Genomic DNA, 19,985 nt, shown 5'->3' on the forward strand with positions numbered 1-19,985 from the left:
CATGGCTGAGGTGACGAATTATATTGACCGCCTGATGGCTGAGCTCTGCCCGGGCGGGGTAGAGTACCGCCCGCTGGGTGAAATTGCTGATATTGGAACTGGTAAGAGCGACAAGAAGGACGCTCAGGAGTCTGGGCAGTATCCTTTTTATGTTCGTTCCAAGACAATTCTTCGGTCGTCAAAGTATCTATACGATGAGACTGCAATTGTTATTCCTGGTGAAGGTGGCGTTGGTGAAATCTTCCACTTTGTATCCGGGAAATATGACCTGCATCAGCGCGCCTACAGGATTTCTTTTACGGTTGATGAAATGAACCCCAAGTTTGGGTATTACTATATTTCTTCATTCTTTAAAGAATATATTAACCGGCATGCAGTTGAAGCTACCGTTAAATCTATTCGTAAGCCAATGCTTGTGAAGTTTGAGGTCCCTGTTCCTCCCTTGGAGATTCAGGAAGCGATTGTTGAAATTCTCGACAAATTCACGAACCTGGAAGCAGAGCTGGAAGCGGAGCTGGAAGCGCGTACTCTGCAATACGAGTATTACCGTGACTCGCTCTTCGAAGCCCTTGACTGCCCCCGTGTTCCCCTGGGCTCCTTTGCGCAGCTTGTCCGTGGTTCTGGTATGCCGAAGACCGATTTTTCCGAATCCGGTGTAGGTGCAATTCACTACGGCCAGATTTATACGAAATTCGGTACTGCAACCGCAGAGGTTATAACGCACGTCCCGGAAGAGAAAGCAAAGAAACTTGCTGTAGTTAACCCCGGTGATGTCATTGTCGCTAACACGAGTGAAAACCTTGAAGACGTTTGCAAGGCTGTAGCGTGGGTTGGAGATTCTGACATTGTTACTGGCGGTCACGCAACGGTTATTAAAGCTCCCGAGCAGAACGCAAAGTTTATTTCTTATTACATGGCAACCGGCCGGTTCAATAAGGATAAAAGGCGTCATGCTTTCGGTACGAAGGTTATTGATGTTGCGCCTAAGAACCTTGCGAAAATCGAGTTTCCGGTTCCGCCTCTGGAAGAGCAGCAGCGCATTGTCGATATTCTCGACCGCTTCGACTCTCTAACCACGAGCCTCTCCGAGGGTCTACCCGCAGAGCTCGCCGCACGTCGTAGTCAGTACGAGTACTACCGTGACCAGCTACTTACCTTCCCCCGCAAGGGCGACAACCAGTAGCCACCCGCGCATCAAACTGCGCATCACGCGCACACCCCGTGCAGGGGCGGCACCCCGCCACCCCTGCGCGGGCCCCGCACTTCAATCGCACTCAACAACCCAAACTCAAACTAGCCGGGCTCACCAACCCCGAGCCCAACCGTCCATATTCCACCCCTACACAAAGGAGTACCCCGTGGAAACTGTACCCAACTACCCCTATCTCTCTGAAGGTAGCCGTGACCGGGTCCTCACTAGCGACACCTATACTGTTATCGGTGACCGTGAAAAGGCTCCTGGTTATGATGAATGGAAGACTGCACAGACCCTCCATAGTTCAGCTCAAACTGAATCTCAACTTGAACGCGAACTTATTAGGGTTCTTAGGGCCCAGGGATATGAATATTTACCGCGACTCACCGACGAAGCCGCACTCATCCGCAACCTGCGCGAACAGCTCGAACGCCTCAACACCCGCCCCGAAGAAGGTGCTTACGGCCCCAATAGCGGATTCCACTTCAGTGACGAAGAATTTGACCGCTTGCTTAACCGGCATATTGCTCGCTATAACGATGGCATCCTTGAGAAGGCTAAGCTCATTCAGGAGGAACGTCGTATCAACTTCTATCTTGACGACGGTACCCCACGCAATATAATACTCATCGATGCCGTTAACCCTGCACGCAACCGCATGCAGGTCATCAACCAGTACCGTGTACCCGATGACCAAGGCAAAACCCTGAACCGTTACGATGTAACCATCCTCATCAACGGTCTGCCCCTTGTACATATCGAGCTCAAAAGGCGTAGCATCTCCATTCGCCGCGCCTTTCAACAGATTGAACGCTACCAGGGAGAGGGTTTTCAACAAGATACCTACCGTCTTTTCGAATACGCCCAAATCTTTATTATTAGCAATGGTGTAGACACTAAGTACTATTCCAACACCGTACGTCACAAGCACATCGAAGATCAGCGGAAAGCCAGCCGCAAGGTAGCCTCCGGCGGCTCCGCGGGCAAGAGTTTTGAGTTCACTAGTTATTGGGCGGATTCAAAAAATAACCGTATTGGTGATTTGATGCTTTTCGCCCGTACCTTCCTGAATAAGCGAACTATTGCAAATATCCTCACTCGATACTGCATTCTCACTGTAGATGAAGACCTGCTCGTCATGCGTCCCTACCAGATTGCGGCAACCGAGCGAATCATCAACCGTGTCGAAATCGCCAACAATGACCCCAAGCGCCTCGGTACCAAGGAAGCCGGCGGCTACATCTGGCATACTACCGGCAGCGGTAAGACCCTCACGAGCTTCAAAACCGCACGCCGCCTGGCAGAAACCGGGCTTGTCGAAAAGGTCATCTTTGTCGTGGACCGCAAGGACCTCGATTACCAGACTATGCTCGAATACAATAACTTTCAGGCAGACTCCGTTAGCTCCACCGGTAGTACCCGTGAACTCGGCGAACGCCTCGCCGACAGCGGAACCGGCATTGTCGTCACCACCATCCACAAGCTGTCCAATCTAATCTCTGCTGAACCCAAGCACCCTGTCTACCGTCAGCGTGTAGTTATCATCTTCGACGAATGCCACCGCTCTCAGTTCGGCGCAATGCACCGGTCTATTCGTAAGCGTTTTACTAAATACAGCATGTTCGGCTTCACCGGTACCCCCATCTTCGACGAAAATTCCGCAGGCGGCCCCGGTACCACTACCGTAGAAATCTTCGGAGACCGGCTACATTCATACACCGTTGTGGACGCTATCAACGATAAAAATGTACTGCCTTTCCATATGGAGTACACCATCACAAATGCAACCTACAGCGATGAAGAGAAAAGCGCATACCAATTAGAGTGCATTATGGAGGGCAGTGAGCAACCAAATCCAAAAGATATCGAGAAGTACCTCCAATCTAAAGAAGCTCTTGAAAACCCTCAACGAATTGAGGCTATTGCAACCTACATTCTGGATAACTATGACCGGAAAACTAATCAGCGTGCAGGTCGTAATTATGACCTTAAACGGATTAGAGATATCACTGATCCTGTTACTGGTGCAAAATCCAGGGAACCCTATACTGTAACAGTTCGCGGTTTTAACTCAATCCTGGCAACCTCCTCAATCGATGCTGCCTGCACCTACTACGACACCATCAACACCCTGCAAGAAGAACGTATCGCAGACGGTGTACTCGACCCTGCCAAAAAGTTGAAGGTTGCCATCATCTACACGCAGGGCAACGGTTCGCAGTTGTTCGATACCTTCGGCGAGGAAGAAAACTATGAATTTCCCACCGCGGGTAGCGCAGAACAGAACCGCATGGCAGGCTTCCTCGAAGACTACAACACTATGTTCAGCACGAATTTCAGCGCTGATGGTAAGTCCTTTGACAATTACTATAAAGACGTCTCTCGCCGTATGAAGACACGCGAATTAGACATGCTCATTGTAGTAAATATGTTCCTGACCGGTTTTGATTCTAAGACCGTCAATACTCTATGGGTCGATAAGAATCTCAAGAGTCATGGTTTGGTCCAGGCTTTTAGCCGTACGAACAGAATTCTGAACTCTCTTAAGCCTTCCGGTAACATTGTATGTTTCCGTGATTTGGAAGAAGCTACGAATGATGCTTTTGCCCTCTACGGTGACTATACTGCTGGCGCGAATGCTGGAAGTGGCTTGGAAACTCCGTGGAATATTGTGCTTACCCGCCCATATAAGGAAGCCCATATTGAGTACTGTAAGGTCGTAGATGAGCTCCGTGAAGAATTCCCTGTAGACGCTGGAGGAAATATTATTGCGGATACTCCGGAACAAAAAGTACGCTACGTTAAACTCATTAACCAGGTACTTACCCTACAGAATGAGTTGGAAGTCTTTGATGAATTTATTCGGGATGGAAGTGCTCAGCTAATTAGTGACTACGATATGCAAGGCTATCTGGGTAAATATAACGATATTCGTGAAGAAGCACGTGAAGCACGTGATTATGACGGCGAACTTGCCAACCCAGATGGAGGGGATGAGCTAGGTCCTGATCCTTGGTACGACCAGATAACCTTTGAAGTGGAATTGCTTAAACAGCAGAACATGGACGTCTACTTTATCTTGGAGCTGGTCGCCAAAGCGCGTGCTGAGCGTGATAATGCTAGGGATCAGAAAGAATCGCAGGAATACACTGAACGTCGCATTGAAGAGTTCCGCAAGATAGTTCATCGTGCTGTCCGCAGTGATAATGAGCTGCGCAATAGCGGCGATATTATTGAAGACTATTTTGAAAAGTACCTTACTGAACCGACTGTAGACGCAGAAGGGTCGGAAGACGTACATGAGCGGTTCCGTATCTACGTAACTGAACGTCGAGTTAGTGAAGAAGATTCCATCGTCCAGGAGGAAGAGCTAAAGCGCGAAGAAACTCGGCGTGTAGTCAATCGTGCGTTGCGTGAAGGAAACCGAAGCATTATCGGTAAGGTTAGTCGTCTCATTAAGAGTAAGATGTCGTTCTTCGGAGGCGCCTTGGGAGATCCTGACCTTGAAGATGCCGCAGTTAAACGCCAGCGCGTACAGAATAAACTGGAGAAGCACATTGGCCGATTCATGCCGTTCCTCGGCGGCCGCTAACCTACTGTGTCAGTGGTAGTCCGCGGTAACCAGCGGTAATTCGCCCAGAAGCCACATGTGTTTCGAAAAGTCACTTCTTTGGTGGCTTCTCGAAACACATGTGGCTTTTCGCCGTTAAGCGGGGAAGGGGTGGCACAGCATCAACCCGGCTCTACGCTACTGATCAGCCCCTCTGCACAGCGCCGATTTTCGGTCATGGGTTAGTGACTTTGGTGTGGGTTAAAACCTCAGCCCAAAGTCACTAACCCATGGTCGAAGTCCGTAACTCATGACCGAATTTCCATACGGGGCGGCACAGCCCCTTATCTTGTCAGGGGTCTTTTCTAACCTGTAATCAGAAGCACCGAAATTCGCAGAGTTGGGAAGGAAGAGACTATGGGTAACCTCGGTATGACCGCAGCAGTGACCGCACTTGCATTAGTGGCTTCGACTGTAGGCCTTATTTTTCTGATGGTTCTTGAAGCAACTGGATATTATTGGTATGCGGCTGCCAGGAGGGAAATAATTGCTAATCTTCTAAAAGAATTTGGTATATCTAGAGAATCTAGAGTTGAATCTCTTAAACGATTTGGGAAGGTAGTAATAAAGAATACTGCATTTAATATATCTCACCCATTTCATCTATTTCCTCCCAAAGATGTAGATAACGAATTTAAAGATAAAGTTCAAAATTTTCTAAAGTTGGTTGAAAAGGAGTCAAGCTCTATTGCCCAAAGTCATTGCATTGATTCATTGGCCCAGCTAGAAAAAATGAATGGACTCACCCCTAAATATGACCCATCTAGGGAGGTTTATCTATCTTTAAGGGATTTTTGCTCCGAGATAGAGGAAATTAAATATGCAGATTTTGTTAGCTATGATGACGTTCTGAACCTCATTAAAGAAGAAAGTATCCTGACAAAGTATTCTTGGGTTAAGAAGCGCTGGCAATCTGGCTACCTCCTTCCCATGATGCGTGATTTTGTTGACTATGCCGGGAGGGGAACGACTATTGGGTTGTTTATTGGTTTTACTATTGCCTTAATCCAAAGGGATCCTTTTGGTTTGGTCATGACGGTACTTCCTGTGGTAGGTGCAATCATTGGGGCAATTTCATACTCTATAAAAATTGACCTTATCGAGAATGAAGTGAATAGGGTCAACAAGGGAAAGTATAAAACCCCTATAAGGGTAGCAGTTAGATCTATTGTTTTCACTTTGTGTGTTTACTTATTTTTGAACGCTAGTTTTCTGATAGTTGCTCTACTATATGGGCCAAGATTTGGCGGTTAATATACCAATGATTCAACCTTTGGTAGATTATTCTCCGTCTAATGCATAATGAACTGTGAAAGTGATGCTATGTATCGTCTGATTAGAACGAAGCCCCAACATAGTTCTAGTGATAGCGGTGTATTCTCAATCCAGCCCTCCGAGTGGCTATTCTGTATTGGCAACTCGGTGGGCTGCTTTGACATGTTAAAAGCTTTTATAAGCTCGATGCATCTGCGGGAGAGCGTGCCTCCAGAAAACCCCTCGTCACGCAATATTTTTCTGCTTTTTCTCCGTCGTGGGGCGGTGCAGCCCCTTATCTTGTCAGGGGTGCCCCGTACCTTGGTGGTAGAGAACAACGACGCGTTCTCACCCACTCTGCCGAGCGACCAAAGGAGCCCCTCATGTACACGGTTGGTTACTACAATGACGAAGACTTCCGCGCCTTCTACTCCGGCCAGGACGCCGCCAACATTGACGACTTCTTCACTGACAACGGCGAATACCTCATGGTGTACCTGCCGGAGGTGGCCGACCGCGAGTTCCTCGCCGGCCTCCGCTACGGTAACGGCTGTGACGCTCTCTGCCAGAGCGGATACGCCCTCGACGAGGCGGAAGAGGCACTTCGCGACATGTATGCGCTCGCCGTGTAGCCCTCCCACCTGTCACAGATGGGGATCCGGTCATGAGTTACGGATTTGTGCCATAGGTTAGTGTCTTTGGTCGTAGTTAAAAACCATGGTCGAAGACGCTAAGCCATGGCACAAATTCTGCTGAGGCTCCACCTCCACGCTGGCGGAAATTCGGTAATGACTTAGCAATTTCGATCATGACTTAGCGTCTTTGGAGGGGGTTAAAACCCCAGCCTGAAGTCACTAACCCGCCACCAAAAAAGCTAAACCATAACCGGCTCCCGCCCATCAACCTGGCGCATCCAGGGCCGCCTTCTTTTTAGACAGAGGTTTTCGATAGGTTAGTGTCTTCGCCGTGGGTCTTTAACCCGCAGTGAAGGCACTAACCTATCGAAGATCCATGAACCCGGTGCGCCCTCCATCTGCATCGGGTGGAGGGGCGCGAATATAACCCCCGCAGACACGCAGAAGCCACATGTGTTTCGAAAAGCCACCAAAGAAGTGGCTTTTCGAAACACATGTGGCTTCTCGGCGTTAATTTCTCGGCGCTATGAGGTTAATCTAGGTCAGTAACCCGGGGCACCAAGCCTCTATCAGCCGGCACCCCGGGCATTACCTATCCGGCTAAAACTCCGGCTAGACCTTAGTTGCCGAAGCCCTGCAGGGTTGCTGCCCAGGCGCGGCGCGCCTCCAGAGCTTCCTTAGCCTTGGCGATCTTCTTGGAGTCGCCGCCCTTCTCAGCTGCGGCGAGCTCTGCTTCCAGCTCGGCGAGGGAGTCCTCGATCTGTGCGAGCAGGGAGTTCGCGCGGGCTGCCTTGGCGGGGTCGTTGCGCTTCCACTTTGCCTCTTCGGCGCCGTTGATTTCGTCCTGAATGCGGCGCAGTTCGCCGTCGATACGGCGCAGGTCGTTGCGGGGCACGCGGCCTGCCGCATCCCAGCGGTCCAGGATCTTCTCGAAGGCTGCCTTCGCGCCCTCAATGTCCTCGACGGGCAGGAGTGCGCGTGCTTCTTTGAGCAGTGCTTCCTTGACCTTGAGGTTTTCGGCGTAGACTGCGTCCTGCGCTGCTTCGGCTTCGTTGCGGGCGTTGAAGAACACGTCCTGTGCCGCGCGGAAGCGTGCCCACAGCTTGTCGTCTTCGCGGCGGTGGCCGCGGGGTACCTGCTTCCAAGCACGCATCAGGTCGCTGTATGCGCGGGAAGTTTCAGACCAGTCAGTGGAGGTGGACAGCTCTTCCGCACGTGCAATCAGCTCTTCCTTGGCGCGCTTGATGCGTGCGTTGCGGTCGTCCAGCTGCGAGAAGTGTGCGCGGCGGTTGCGGTCGAAGGTGGTGCGGGCTGCACGGAAACGCTTCCACAGCTCGTCCTCTACGCTCTTTGCCAGGTGAATTTCGCGCTGTGCCTTCTTCCACGCTTCGAACAGTTCGTTCATGCGGGAGTGGGAGTTCTTCCAGTGAATCTGGTCGGGGTCCTGGCCGGCAATCTGCTCTGCTTCCGCGACGATTTCTTCGCGGACGGCGAGGGCGCGTTCACGGTTTTCGGTGCGTGCCTGCTGCTGCTTTTCGCCGAGTTCAGCGATCTGCTCTGCGAGGGTGATGAGGCGCTTCTGCAGGCCGGAGTAGTCGCCGACCATGTTGCGCACACCAATCTGTGCACCGATGGAGGTGATGCCCTTCTGCAGGTCTGCTGCGGGGGCGTTGTTGGCGAGGCGGGATTCGAGCAGGGCAACCTGCGCCTCGACGTTTTCAAACTTGCGGGCGAAGTAGCTGAGCGCTTCTTCTTCGGAGGCGCCGGGCAGCTGGCCTACTGCGTATTCTTCGCCGTCGACAATGACGAAGACGTGGCCGTCCTCGGAGACGCGGCCGTACTGGCGTGCCTTTTCGAGGTTTACAGTGTCGTCGGGTTTGGTAGTCACCGCTATAACTCTTTCACTCGGGGGTGCTGGGGGTGGGGCGCCTTTGCGCTGTTCCCCGTGGTGGGCACCCGTTTGGGTGTGCGTGTGCACCTCCTAAGCATAGCCTCTGTGGGGTGTGTGTGAGTAGTGTCTGGTCGTGTTGTGTTGTGGGCGAACCTGCCGGCCGCGGGTTTGTGCGGGTTTGGCGGGTGGAACTGGGGGAGTGGATGCTGTGCTGGGGTGGGTGTTGGTATGATGGGTAGATATGCCCGGAGGTGTTCCGGGGTTTTGTTGTCGAGTTCTTTGTCAAGGAGTATCGCGTATGGCTCGCAAGGCTTCGCTGTCTGGTTTTCCCGAGTATCTTCCGGCTGAGCGGTTGGTTGAGAATCATGTTCTGGACACTCTGCGTGAGACTTTTGAGTTGCACGGTTTCTCCCCGATTGAGACTCGTTCGGTAGAGACTATTGAGCAGCTGCTGCGCAAGGGTGAGATTGACAAGGAAGTTTACGCAATTTCTCGCCTGCAGGAGGATGAGGCTGCTAAGGCTAAGGAAAAGCTGGCTCTGCACTTTGACCTGACCGTGCCGTTTGCCCGTTACGTGGTGGAGAACGCTGGTTACCTGAATTTCCCGTTCTCGCGTTACCAGATTCAGAAGGTGTGGCGTGGTGAGCGTCCGCAGGAGGGTCGTGCCCGCGAGTTCACTCAGGCTGATATTGACGTGGTTGGTGACGGCGAGCTGCCGTTCCGTTACGACGTGACCCTGGCGCTGGTTGTTGTTGATGCGCTGTCGAAGCTGCCGATTCCTGAGTTCAAGCTGCGTGTGAATAACCGCAAGCTGGCTGAGGGTTTCTACCTGGGCTTGGGTTTGACTGATACTGCGGCTGTTCTGCGTTCTATTGACAAGCTGGAGAAGATTGGCGCTGAGCGTGTGGCTGAGGAGCTGCAGGCTGAGGCTGGTGCGAGCGCGGATGCTGCCGCTGCCGCCTTGGAGTTGGCGCAGATCCGCACTGAGGACGCTTCTTTTGTGGAGCAGGTGCGTGCGCTTGCCGCTAAGTATTCGGTGGAGCATGAGCTGCTGGATCAGGGTCTTGCTGAGCTGGCTGAGGTCATTGAGGAGGCGGCTCGCCGTGCGCCGGGTAAGGTGCTGGCTGACCTGTCGATTGCTCGCGGCCTGGACTACTACACCGGCACCGTGTACGAGACTGTTCTAGTTGGTCACGAGTCGCTGGGTTCGATCTGTTCGGGTGGCCGTTATGAGTCGCTGGCGTCGAATGGTAAGAAGACGTACCCGGGTGTTGGCCTGTCGATTGGTGTGACCCGTGTGGTGGCTCGTATTCTGTCGCAGGGTTTTGCGCAGGCGAGCCGTAAGGTGCCTTCGGCTGTGTTTGTGGCTCTGACGAATGATGAGGGCTGGTCTGCTGCGAATGATGTTGCGGATGCGCTGCGTGCCCGCGGTATCGCGTGTGAGGTGTCTGCGAATGCGGCGAAGTTCGGTAAGCAGATTAAGTACGCTGAGAAGCGCGGCATTCCGTTCGTCTGGTTCATTTCGTCGGATGAGTCGGGTGCCCCGGTTCACGAGGTGAAGGATATCCGTTCGGGTGAGCAGGTTGCTGCTGATCCGGCTTCGTGGATGCCGCCGGCTGAGGACCTGCACGTTCAGATTGTGCGTGCTGAGGGCCTGTAAGTAGATCGGTAAAGAGTAGGGGCCTGTAGCACCTGTGGTGTTTGGCCGCTGTATTATCTGGCTGCTCTAGTATCTAGCTGCTCTGGGCCTGCATATGGACCCGCATATGGATGTGTACCCGCCTGGTGGGGAGGATGTTGACCTCCCTGCCGGGCGGGTTTTTATTTTCGGTAATGACTTAGTGACTTTGGAGGGGGTCTTTAACCCGTACCAGAGTCACGAAGTCATTACTGAAATCCATAAACTCATCACTAAAAAACTGCAACCTCGCACGGAACACCCCCGCCACCCTCCTCACCTCCACCCGCCTCCTGGGTCTTCGGCTACCTACCCCGGGTTATTTCAGAAGTAGATTCCGTAAATGGGTCACGACCTCCAGCTCCTTGTTGAAGATGTCAGCCCACGTGAGGTGCACGACCGTCCAGCCGGCACGGGTTAGGGCACGGTCGCGGGCGGCTTCGTAGCGGTCCCTGCCGGGGTGGTCCACGTATTTCTGTTCGCCGTCGAACTCGAGAATGACCCGCGCCTCGGGCCAGGCGAAGTCCACCCGATAGTTGTGTCCCTCGCATGAAATCGGGTACTGCGTTACGGGCAGGGGCAGCATGTGTTCCATGAGTAGGCACCGGGTGAGGCTCTCGCCCGCCGACTCGCTGGATGCATCCACCGCCTGCGCCAGGAGGGGCCCTGCGGAGCTGCCGTACCCCGTGAGGTTCAGGAGAATCTCGGTTACCTCGCGGGGTTCCAAGAGTCCCCGCCGCATGATGGAGTCGGCGAGAACCACCGCCTCCCGAAAGGGCCTGGTGCGTGCACAATCTTGTAGCGTGCGAGCTACCGTCGTCACCATGATGGATGTGCCGGGTAACCTGGTGACTTCCTCGGGGCCGGTGGCGCTGTAATGCCGGGTGATTCTTCCCTTGTCAGAGGTGCTATGACTACAGCTATACACGCTTATCATTTGGGGAACAGAGAGTACATCAAGTCCCCATAGCGCCGCGGCTGATGTGTGGGAGAAGATCCCTTGAAGACCCATCATCTGAGCAGCGATGCACCGTACCGTGAGCCGCTCTTCGGGGGTGAGCGCTTGGGCATCGCGGGTGTAAATATAGGCTCCTCGCTGGATACGTTGCAGAGACCCTTCCGCCACTAGCTTGCGAATGCGTTTCGGCCCGATTCCTCGCAGGTTGAGCATCTGGGAGTTCAGCACGAATGGGTGTAGTTCTGCGGCGCGGGTAATTTCTGGTGTAGCCGGTAGTACGTTTGGGACGCGTTGCCACGGAATAGTTACGGTGTTCATAGGCTTTATCCTGGCAGGCTGTGTGAGGTTGTGGGGCTTGTTCGTGAAATCTGTGGATAACTTGGTCGGTTTTGCAGAATGAGCGTTTGTCCACAGGCATGCGGAGTGGATTCCCCGGTAATACTTCGATAGGGTAGTGGGTTTTCGATAGGTTAGTGTCTTCGCCCCGGGGTAAAGGCCCACGGCGAAGACACTAACCTATCGACCGCAGACCCCCACGAACCTGCCGCCCTACCCGCCTCCTGCCTCCGCGCCCTATTTTCTGCCCCTGACTTGCCCGGAGGGGATACAATATATGAGGCGCACGCAGTGTGCGCATATCATCAACCGCGTGTACCCGGCTACTGTCTATAGTCGTGAGGTGCCCGCTATGAAAGGAATGTCTGTGCTTCGCACTCACACCAACGGCGAGCTGACCGCCGCAAACATTGGAGAGACTGTTACCCTGACCGGTTGGGTGGCTCGTCGCCGCGACCACGGTGGCGTCGCCTTCGTTGACCTGCGTGACCGCGAGGGCGTCACCCAGTGCGTTTTCCACAACGAGGCTGACTTCGAGCACCTGCGCAACGAGTATGTGCTGCGTGTGACCGGTCTGGTGACTAAGCGCCCGGAGGGCAACGAGAACCCGAACCTGGCGACCGGCGAGATTGAGGTTGAGGTGTCCGCCGTTGAGGTGCTGAACACTGCCGCTCCGCTGCCTTTCCAGATTGACGAGCACGTTGAGGTGGGTGAGGAGGCGCGCCTGCGCTACCGCTACCTGGATCTTCGCCGCCCGGAGCCGGCTCGCATCATGCGCCTGCGTTCGGACGCGAACCGTGCGGCACGCAACCTGCTGGCTGAGGACGGCTACATTGAGGTTGAGACCCCGACCCTGACCCGTTCCACCCCTGAGGGTGCGCGTGACTTCCTGGTGCCGGCTCGTCTGGCTCCGGGTTCGTGGTACGCTCTGCCGCAGTCCCCGCAGCTGTTCAAGCAGCTGCTGCAGGTTGGCGGTATTGAGAAGTACTACCAGATTGCTCGTTGCTACCGTGATGAGGATTTCCGTGCCGACCGTCAGCCTGAGTTCACTCAGCTGGACATTGAGGCGTCGTTCGTTGATCAGGAAGACATCATTGAGCTGGGCGAGCGCATCGTTGAGGCTGTGTGGAACCTGATTGATGTGAAGGTTCCCCGCCCGATTCAGCGCATGACCTACAAGGATGCGATGGAGAAGTACGGTTCGGACAAGCCTGACCTGCGTTTTGGTCTGGAGCTGACTGAGCTGACCGAGTACTTCAAGGACACCACTTTCCGCGTGTTCAAGGCTCCTTACGTGGGTGCTGTTGTGATGCCCGGTGGTGCTTCTCAGCCTCGCCGTACCCTGGACGCTTGGCAGGAGTGGGCGAAGCAGCGTGGTGCTAAGGGCCTGGCTTATGTCCTCATTCAGGAGGATGGCGAGCTGACCGGTCCGGTTGCTAAGAACATTACTGACGCTGAGCGTGCTGGCCTGGCTGAGGCTACCGGCGCGAAGCCCGGCGACTGCATCTTCTTCGCTGCTGGTGAGGCTAAGGCTTCCCGTGCGCTGCTGGGTGCTGCTCGTGTTGAGATTGGTCACCGTACCGGCCTGATTAAGGACGGCGAGTGGTCCTTCGTGTGGGTTGTTGATGCCCCCATGTTTGAGTCTTCTGCTGAGGCTACTGAGTCCGGTGACGTGGCTCTGGGTCACTCCGCGTGGACTGCTGTGCACCACGCGTTCACCTCCCCGAAGCCCGAGTTCATGGATACTTTCGACACTGACCCGGGTTCGGCTCTGGCGTACGCTTACGACATTGTCTGCAACGGTAACGAGATTGGTGGCGGTTCGATCCGTATTCACCGCCGTGACGTGCAGGAACGCGTGTTCGCTGTGATGGGCATTGGTGAGGAAGAGGCTCAGGAGAAGTTCGGCTTCCTGCTGGATGCGTTCAAGTACGGTGCACCGCCCATGGGTGGTATTGCGTTCGGTTGGGACCGTATTGTGTCTCTGCTGGCTGGCGTTGATTCGATCCGCGAGGTTATTGCGTTCCCGAAGACCGGTAATGGTTTCGATCCGCTGACTGCGGCTCCTGCACCGATTACTCCGGAGCAGCGTAAGGAAGCTGGCGTTGATTTCAAGCCGAAGAAGAAGGACGAGGAGTAATCTTCTCTAGTCTTTGGTCGTGCGCCCCGTAGGGGTGTGGGGCTGTGCGGTGTAAACCCGGCGGGCGTTGAGTTGTGCCGGGGTTGCCGTTGAGGGTGGGCTGTGTATTCTGCTGGTGCAGGGTCGCAGCCCACCTTTTGTATCAACTGGCGTGCGTGCCGATTTGTGTACTAACCAGAAGTGTGTACTAACTGAAGGGGGGAGGGGAGCATGCGTATTCTGGTTGCCGGCCCGAGTGGTAGCGGTAAGACGACGTTCGCGGCGCGGTTGGGGCGCCTCCTGGACATTCCGCATACGGAGATGGACTCGTTGCATTGGGGTCCGAACTGGACTCCGCGCCCTAGTTTTGAGGCGGATGTTCAGGCGCTCATTGAGCGGCCTGCGTGGATTACGGAGTGGCAGTATCCGCAGGTGCGCGGCCGCCTGCTGGAGCGTGCGGATGTGGTGATTTACTTGCGCTATAGCCGTGCGGTGGTCATGTGGCGTGTGGTTCGCCGGACGGTGCGCCGTGCGGTGACGGGTCAGAGGCTGTGGGCTGATAACGTGGAACCGCCGCTGTGGAATATTCTGCGCGACCCGGACAACATGATCCGGTACACGTGGAGGAGCTACCCGCACGTGGGCCAGCTGCTGGCGGAGGCTCGCGGGCAGCATCTGCAGAAGCGTTTTATTGAGTTTCGTACTCCGCGGGCGGCGAACCAGTTTTTGCGTGCCGTGCAGCTGCGCGGAGTGCTCTGAGGCTGTTGCCTCTAGAACTGTGGCTCTCCTAAACCAGCCGCCGAGAGTGGTGTTGAAAGAGATGTATGAGCCGGGTGAAGGCCGGTTCCATGATGAAAGGTGAACGATGCGAGTAGTTATTCAGCGTGTGACCCGCGCGGTGGTGCGTGTGGCGGGTGAGACGGTCGGCGCGATTGAGCAGCCCGGCTACCTGGTGCTGGTCGGTATCACGCACGGTGACGGTGCGGCGCAGATTGCGAAGCTTGCCGATAAGACTGCTAACCTGCGCCTGATGGAGGGGGAGAAGTCCCTGCTCGATGAGGGCGCACCCGTGCTGGCGGTCAGCCAGTTCACCCTGTACGGGGATGCGAAGAAGGGCCGCCGCCCCTCCTGGTCTGCTGCTGCGCCCGGTGTGGTGAGTGAGCCGCTGTTCAACGACTATGTTCAGGCGCTGCGTGAGCATGGCCTACACGTGGAGACCGGCGTGTTCGGTGCGGACATGCAGGTGGAGCTGGTCAATGACGGCCCGGTGACCCTGATTCTCGATAGTGAGACCCTCTAGGGCGGCGCTTTCGATAGGTTAGTGGATTGCCCCGGGGTTTAAAACCCACGGCGAAGACACTAACCTATCGAAAACCCGTGTGGTGTCACGCCGCGAGCTAAATCCGCAGCTGTATACCCACACCCCGTACCCGCCTCCAGATTGTGAAACGATAGAGTAAGACTATGGCTGATTCCCTCTTTAACCTTGAGTTGCCCGATGACGGGGACCGCGTGAGCCTAATCGGTGCGTCCGCTGAGGAGCCCGCCTCCTCGCGTGCCTCTGCGTCGCGTGCGCATTCTGCCCGTTCGGCGTCTCGTGCGCCGTTGGCGGTGCGTATGCGTCCGCGCACGATTGATGAGGTCCTCGGCCAGGAGCACCTGCTGACTCCGGGTGCGCCTCTGCGCGTGTTGGCGGGGGAGAATGCCGGACCGGCTGGCCCGTCCTCGGTGATTTTGTACGGCCCGCCGGGTACGGGTAAGACCACCCTGGCGCATGTGATTGCGCGCGCGCCGGGTCGTAAGTTCGTGGAGCTTTCGGCGATTACCGCGGGCGTGAAGGATGTGCGCGCGGTCATGGATCAGGCGCTGCTCGACCGCGACATGTACGGCACGACCACCGTGCTCTTCCTCGACGAGATTCACCGTTTTACAAAGGCTCAGCAGGATGCGCTCCTGCCCGGTGTGGAGAACCGCTGGGTGATTCTGGTGGCGGCTACGACGGAAAACCCGTCGTTCAGCATTATTTCGCCGCTGCTCTCGCGCTCGCTACTGTTGCGGGTTCATTCGTTGGAGCAGTCCGATATTGAGCGTCTGATTGACCGTGCGTTGGCTGACCCGCGCGGTTTTGACGGTGCGGCGGTCATTGATGAGGATGCGCGCGCCCACCTCGCGGCGGTTTCTGGAGGCGACGCTCGCCGCTCCCTGACCTCCCTGGAGGCTGCGGCTGCGATTGCCTTTAGCGAGGCTGAAGCTGCGGGAAATGCCCCGGCAGAAACTGGCCCCGCAGAAACCGGTGCCGAAGAGGCCGAACCTGCCGCGCCGGTGCGCATCACCCTGGCACACGCCACGGAGGCGGTGGACCGCGCCGCGATCCGCTACGACCGTTCGGGTGATCAGCATTATGACGTGGTGAGTGCGTTCATTAAGTCCATGCGTGGCTCTGATGCGGACGCCGCGGTGCACTACTTGGCGCGCATGTTGGAGGGTGGCGAGGATCCGCGTTTTGTGGCGCGTCGCATCATGATTTTGGCGAGTGAGGATATTGGTCTGGCTGATCCGCAGGCGCTGCAGGTGGCGACGGCTGCGGCGCAGTCGGTGGCGCTGGTGGGCATGCCGGAGGCGCGCATTATTCTCTCGCAGGCGGTGATTTATTGTGCGCTCGCGCCGAAGTCGAATGCGGCGTATAACGCGATTAACCGCGCGATTGCGGATGTGCGTGTGGGTGCTGCCGGTCAGGTTCCGGTGCATTTGCGTGATGGTCATTATGCGGGGGCTAAGCAGTTTGGTCACGGCGTGGGGTACATTTATGCGCATGATGAGCCGGGGCATGTGGCGGCACAGCAGTACCTGCCGGATACCCTGCGCGGCACGGTCTACTACGAGCCGACGCAGCATGGTTTTGAGCGCACGTTGACGGAGCGGCGTGAGCGTATCCGCCGTATTTTGGATGCGGCTCCGGCGCAGGATACGACCCGTTAGCTCATGCGGCGCCTAGTAATACTTAGGAAATGAACGGATGAAGCTTTCTCTTTCCTTACCTCCCGTGATTGCTTCCGAGCTGGTGCACGCTTTCGGTGGGCTTGGCATGCGGGGTGAACTTTATGATGGGCGGAAGACCTATTGTTTGGCGCGCCGACCGGCACTCTATGTGAAGGGTGAACCGGAGCTTCTGTCAGAAGCGGGTCTTCGCTTCACGGTAGGTGATGGAGCCTATGAGGCGACCGTGAATCTCGTGCATCAGGAGTATGCGGGTTGGCATATTGTGTGTAGCCCCCTGCAGGGTGGAATTGCTGGTCAGAGGCCTGCTGTAGAGGTGACATTTGGCCCGCATACTCACGTTTTCACTCCGTATTCTCTAATCCATGCTGCGGCCCCGGAGGGGTGGACTACCTGGCGTGAGATGGTTGACAGAGAGCTGCTCACATATACGCTACTTTTTGCAGAGGTAACAGATAATCTCGCGGGGGATATGCGTAGCCTGCCGTCTGTTGTCGAGCTTTTTGACGTTCCTACTGAGGAGGTCGTTCTTTTTGTGTTCGATTTTGAACGGGATGATTCTGCTTTACCGAGCCCAGACGAGGTTACTGCTGAGCTTCTTGCCCCGAACGAAGGTACAGCTGCTGCGCTGTGTGGGTACAGTTTTGTGGCGTAGATTTGTCTGAGTGCTGGAAATGATGCGCCTGAGGACACGCGAAGATGGCACCGGCAGACCCTGCCGGGGGAGTGGCGTGCCCCTGTAGGCGAGCCAGCTGCGAGAGCCAGCCACACGAACCACCCGCACCAAACAGTAGGCAAACAGAAAGCGGTGCGTAGTACCTCGGTAGTACTGCGCACCGCGTCAGAGTTTTGAGTTGTGATAGACGTCTTGGCTGTCGGCCTTCCCGGAAGGGCGGACGCCAAGCTTGTTATGGTTTCTAGTCTAGGCGATATGGGGGCGCGGTTCAAGCTATTTCCCATAAAGACACAGGTTAAAAATAACGAAATGATTACAATCCAACATCTCGGCGCCGCAATTTTTCGGGGAAGTCGCACCTAAATAGCTCTGACGGGCATAAATAATTCCTGTGGGGGTCGTGTGGGGAAGCATCAAAAACCCACATACACAGTGATTTGAACCAAAGATTTCCCAAAAGGCTGGTAAAGCCCGGGGGCATCCGGTAAGCTTGACGGGTCTGGCAATTACTATGCCCGCATCCGTGCGGGTGTCAGTAATGTAGCTGCGGGGTACTCTGCCCCGAGCTCTCCGCCCCACCGCCGTACAGCAACGACCGAGTCGGTCGCGTACGGATTCCGGCGGGGTCAACCGAGGAGGCCAGTATTCAACAGACCGAGGCCCCACCCGTGAGGGTGCAGGAGCCTCACATATGAAAGGTAGATTGTGGCTAAGCACAACCGCACCCGCCGTACCGTGCGTCAGTCCCGTGCCCTGGGCATTGCACTGACCCCGAAGGCAGAAAAGTACCTCGAGCGTCGTCCTTACGGCCCCGGCCAGCACGGCCGTGCCCGCAAGAAGGCTGACTCCAACTACGCTACCCAGCTGAAGGAAAAGCAGCGTCTGCGCGCTCAGTACAACATCCGCGAGGCACAGATGCGCCGCGCATACCTCGAGGCAAAGCGTACCGAGGGCCAGACCGGTAAGAACATGGTCGAGCTGCTCGAGACCCGCCTCGACGCTCTGGTTCTGCGTGCAGGCTTCGCCCGCACCATTGCACAGGCACGTCAGATGGTTGTTCACCGTCACATCATGGTTGACGGCGTTCGCGTGGACCGCCCCTCGTTCCACGTCAAGCCCGGCCAGCTGATCCACGTTCACCCCAAGGCTGAGAAGACCACCCCCTTCCAGGCTGCGGCTGCAGGTGAGAACCAGGCAGTTCTGCCCGAGGTTCCCGCATACCTGAACGTTGAGATCGAGAAGCTGCACGCAAAGCTTGAGCGCAAGCCCAAGCGCGAAGAGATCCCCGTGATCTGCGACGAGCAGCTGGTCGTTGAGTACTACTCGCGTCTGGCATAATCTCGATTTTTCGAGAAGCAACCCGTCCTGCACCGTTCGGTGGGGGCGGGTTGTTCCCGTTTAACGCGCGGGTTTTTGGGGTATATACACCAGAGGGCAGTGGTGCCGCTGAACCTGTGAATCTTCCTTCGCTGGGAGTTTCATGAGAGTTTAGGGGGCGCTTGAAAGATTTTTCGACTAAAATAGGGGATTGAACTGTGTATACAGTCCGGCTGCGTGCCACGGTGGCACGCGGTCCTGTACGACTATTGATAAGCATCATGCATTGAGCGGAATGGGGATATAGATGACCGGCGGAGATATTGCGGGCCTGATTGCGGCAGGAGTTTTTGCGATTCTGGTGGCCCTGCTTGCGCTACCCATTATTCGCCTGACCAAGGTGTTTGATGAGCTTATCGTGACGATTCGTTCGTTGAACCAGAGCACCGGCCCCCTCATTGAAGAGGTGACCCGCACTGTGGTGACCACCAATGAGCAGCTGGAGAAGGTTGACGACATCACCTCGAACGTTTCGGATGCGTCCGCGAACGTTTCTGCGCTGTCCTCGCTGGTCACTTCGACTGTGGGTCAGCCGCTGATTAAGGTTGCGTCCTTCTCGTACGGTGTGCGTCAGGCGTTCCGCGGCGGCAAGTCCGGCGACGCACACGGCACCGGCAACACTGGCAACACCGCTGGTGGCCAGTACGGTTCGGCACAGTCCTCTTACTCTGCAGGTGGTGAGAACTAATGGGTCTGCTTCGTTCAGCTCTTCTGCTTGGCGCCGGTGCGGCGGTTGGTTACTTCGCTTCCAGGCGTGCCGCCTCCGAACCTGCTCAGCGTACCCCCGGCAGCGCCCTGCTCATGCGTGAGCACGGTGAGCTTGCCCTCAACCCGGAGTCTCAGATGGGAAAGTTCTTCGATTCGCCGATTGGCAAGCCCCTGCAGCCGTACGCGTTGCGTGCTGTTGAGTTCGCCGCCCGCGTGCGTGAAGGCATGCAGGAGAAGGAGATGGAGCTCAACGCTAAGGTGGAGCGCCAGAAGCAGGATTTGCGTCCTGGCTCCCTGGATACGTGGGACCGCCAGATGAGTTCGGCTGAGATTGAGTCCACGAACCGCCGCTTGGCTGAGCGTGAACTCATTGAGGTGGAGGCTGAGATTGCCTCCTTGGAAGAGGCTCAGAAGCGAGCGCGTGAGCAGCGTATTGCGCGTGACCGTCAGCTCGGTGACGGCTTCTTCAACTAGGTTTTAAGGTGGTGTCTTCGCCCGTAAACCACGGTACGAGACTGGCTCGATTAGCCATTTTGCTCTCGGGCAGGCAC

At 55.8% G+C, this 19,985-nt stretch carries 16 protein-coding genes and 1 pseudogene; 14 read left to right on the top strand and 3 right to left on the bottom strand.

The genetic code is table 11. The features are described from left to right. The first annotated feature begins 1 nt into the window (after nt 1). The 4 genes from ACP3RB_RS03525 to ACP3RB_RS03540 all read left to right on the top strand — a co-directional run bounded on the left by ACP3RB_RS03525 (nt 2) and on the right by ACP3RB_RS03540 (nt 6,691). Complete coding sequence (locus tag ACP3RB_RS03525; protein ID WP_426699456.1) at nt 2-1,183, top strand: restriction endonuclease subunit S; 1,182 nt, start codon at nt 2-4, stop codon at nt 1,181-1,183. 175 nt (nt 1,184-1,358) lie between these two features. Continuing rightward, nucleotides 1,359-4,787 carry a type I restriction endonuclease subunit R gene (locus ACP3RB_RS03530; RefSeq protein ID WP_426699457.1) on the top strand — a complete coding sequence of 1,143 codons (3,429 nt, stop codon included), beginning with the start codon at nt 1,359-1,361 and terminating at the stop codon, nt 4,785-4,787. A 375-nt stretch (nt 4,788-5,162) separates the two neighbouring features. Beyond that, nucleotides 5,163-6,059 (top strand): hypothetical protein, encoded by an 897-nt coding sequence (locus tag ACP3RB_RS03535; protein WP_426699458.1) that lies wholly within the window; start codon nt 5,163-5,165, stop codon nt 6,057-6,059. Nucleotides 6,060-6,442: 383 nt separating this feature from the next. Continuing rightward, the gene (locus tag ACP3RB_RS03540) at nt 6,443-6,691 is read left to right on the top strand and encodes a hypothetical protein (RefSeq protein WP_070686411.1); all 249 of its coding nucleotides are present in this window, start codon (nt 6,443-6,445) and stop codon (nt 6,689-6,691) included. Nucleotides 6,692-7,313: 622 nt separating this feature from the next. Here the strand turns inward: ACP3RB_RS03540 and ACP3RB_RS03545 are convergent. Next, nucleotides 7,314-8,582 (bottom strand): DUF349 domain-containing protein, encoded by a 1,269-nt coding sequence (locus tag ACP3RB_RS03545; RefSeq protein ID WP_426699459.1) that lies wholly within the window; start codon nt 8,580-8,582, stop codon nt 7,314-7,316. A gap of 301 nt (nt 8,583-8,883) precedes the next feature. Between ACP3RB_RS03545 and hisS the strand changes: the two genes are divergently transcribed. Continuing rightward, nucleotides 8,884-10,245 carry a histidine--tRNA ligase gene (gene hisS / locus ACP3RB_RS03550; RefSeq protein ID WP_049350086.1) on the top strand — a complete coding sequence of 454 codons (1,362 nt, stop codon included), beginning with the start codon at nt 8,884-8,886 and terminating at the stop codon, nt 10,243-10,245. A 337-nt stretch (nt 10,246-10,582) separates the two neighbouring features. On the opposite strand, the gene ACP3RB_RS03555 is transcribed toward hisS, so the two are convergent. Then, nucleotides 10,583-10,909: an endonuclease domain-containing protein gene (locus ACP3RB_RS03555; protein WP_426699564.1), complete on the bottom strand. Its 327-nt coding sequence runs from the start codon at nt 10,907-10,909 to the stop codon at nt 10,583-10,585. Between the two features lie 94 nt (nt 10,910-11,003). On the opposite strand from ACP3RB_RS03555, the gene ACP3RB_RS03560 reads away from it, so the two are divergent. Then, nucleotides 11,004-11,141 carry a hypothetical protein gene (locus ACP3RB_RS03560; protein ID WP_426699576.1) on the top strand — a complete coding sequence of 46 codons (138 nt, stop codon included), beginning with the start codon at nt 11,004-11,006 and terminating at the stop codon, nt 11,139-11,141. 260 nt (nt 11,142-11,401) lie between these two features. Here ACP3RB_RS03560 and ACP3RB_RS03565 read toward each other — a convergent pair. Further along, nucleotides 11,402-11,539 (bottom strand): annotated as a pseudogene (locus ACP3RB_RS03565) (DUF559 domain-containing protein); the annotation flags it as partial. 385 nt (nt 11,540-11,924) lie between these two features. Between ACP3RB_RS03565 and aspS the strand changes: the two are divergent. From aspS to ACP3RB_RS03605, 8 genes are all read left to right on the top strand, one after another. Continuing rightward, nucleotides 11,925-13,697, top strand: a complete 1,773-nt coding sequence (aspS, locus tag ACP3RB_RS03570) for an aspartate--tRNA ligase (protein WP_044150411.1) — start codon at nt 11,925-11,927, stop codon at nt 13,695-13,697. Between the two features lie 210 nt (nt 13,698-13,907). Beyond that, the gene (locus tag ACP3RB_RS03575; RefSeq protein WP_426699460.1) at nt 13,908-14,435 is read left to right on the top strand and encodes an adenylate kinase; all 528 of its coding nucleotides are present in this window, start codon (nt 13,908-13,910) and stop codon (nt 14,433-14,435) included. A 106-nt stretch (nt 14,436-14,541) separates the two neighbouring features. Continuing rightward, nucleotides 14,542-14,976 carry a D-aminoacyl-tRNA deacylase gene (gene dtd / locus ACP3RB_RS03580; RefSeq protein WP_426699461.1) on the top strand — a complete coding sequence of 145 codons (435 nt, stop codon included), beginning with the start codon at nt 14,542-14,544 and terminating at the stop codon, nt 14,974-14,976. Between the two features lie 164 nt (nt 14,977-15,140). Then, nucleotides 15,141-16,655: a replication-associated recombination protein A gene (locus ACP3RB_RS03585; protein WP_426699462.1), complete on the top strand. Its 1,515-nt coding sequence runs from the start codon at nt 15,141-15,143 to the stop codon at nt 16,653-16,655. A 37-nt stretch (nt 16,656-16,692) separates the two neighbouring features. Then, complete coding sequence (locus ACP3RB_RS03590; RefSeq protein ID WP_426699463.1) at nt 16,693-17,328, top strand: hypothetical protein; 636 nt, start codon at nt 16,693-16,695, stop codon at nt 17,326-17,328. 726 nt (nt 17,329-18,054) lie between these two features. Beyond that, complete coding sequence (rpsD, locus tag ACP3RB_RS03595; RefSeq protein WP_005508739.1) at nt 18,055-18,687, top strand: 30S ribosomal protein S4; 633 nt, start codon at nt 18,055-18,057, stop codon at nt 18,685-18,687. A gap of 286 nt (nt 18,688-18,973) precedes the next feature. Then, nucleotides 18,974-19,414, top strand: a complete 441-nt coding sequence (locus ACP3RB_RS03600; RefSeq protein WP_314729495.1) for a DUF948 domain-containing protein — start codon at nt 18,974-18,976, stop codon at nt 19,412-19,414. Next, nucleotides 19,414-19,908 (top strand): hypothetical protein, encoded by a 495-nt coding sequence (locus ACP3RB_RS03605; RefSeq protein WP_005508736.1) that lies wholly within the window; start codon nt 19,414-19,416, stop codon nt 19,906-19,908. Before ACP3RB_RS03600 ends, ACP3RB_RS03605 begins: the two co-directional genes overlap by 1 nt. Nucleotides 19,909-19,985: the final 77 nt, after the last annotated feature.

Source organism: Rothia mucilaginosa (assembly GCF_049990865.1).
GTDB classification, from domain to species: Bacteria; Actinomycetota; Actinomycetes; order Actinomycetales; family Micrococcaceae; genus Rothia; species Rothia mucilaginosa_I.

Excerpts from the sequence above, each read along its gene's own strand:
- ACP3RB_RS03525 (WP_426699456.1), top strand. The coding sequence starts at position 2 with ATGGCTGAGGTGACGAATTATATTGACCGCCTGATGGCTGAGCTCTGC.
- ACP3RB_RS03535 (WP_426699458.1), top strand. The coding sequence starts at position 5,163 with ATGGGTAACCTCGGTATGACCGCAGCAGTGACCGCACTTGCATTAGTG.
- ACP3RB_RS03540 (WP_070686411.1), top strand. The coding sequence starts at position 6,443 with ATGTACACGGTTGGTTACTACAATGACGAAGACTTCCGCGCCTTCTAC.
- hisS (WP_049350086.1), top strand. The coding sequence starts at position 8,884 with ATGGCTCGCAAGGCTTCGCTGTCTGGTTTTCCCGAGTATCTTCCGGCT.
- ACP3RB_RS03560 (WP_426699576.1), top strand. The coding sequence starts at position 11,004 with ATGATGGAGTCGGCGAGAACCACCGCCTCCCGAAAGGGCCTGGTGCGT.
- ACP3RB_RS03575 (WP_426699460.1), top strand. The coding sequence starts at position 13,908 with ATGCGTATTCTGGTTGCCGGCCCGAGTGGTAGCGGTAAGACGACGTTC.
- dtd (WP_426699461.1), top strand. The coding sequence starts at position 14,542 with ATGCGAGTAGTTATTCAGCGTGTGACCCGCGCGGTGGTGCGTGTGGCG.
- ACP3RB_RS03585 (WP_426699462.1), top strand. The coding sequence starts at position 15,141 with ATGGCTGATTCCCTCTTTAACCTTGAGTTGCCCGATGACGGGGACCGC.
- ACP3RB_RS03590 (WP_426699463.1), top strand. The coding sequence starts at position 16,693 with ATGAAGCTTTCTCTTTCCTTACCTCCCGTGATTGCTTCCGAGCTGGTG.
- ACP3RB_RS03600 (WP_314729495.1), top strand. The coding sequence starts at position 18,974 with ATGACCGGCGGAGATATTGCGGGCCTGATTGCGGCAGGAGTTTTTGCG.
- ACP3RB_RS03605 (WP_005508736.1), top strand. The coding sequence starts at position 19,414 with ATGGGTCTGCTTCGTTCAGCTCTTCTGCTTGGCGCCGGTGCGGCGGTT.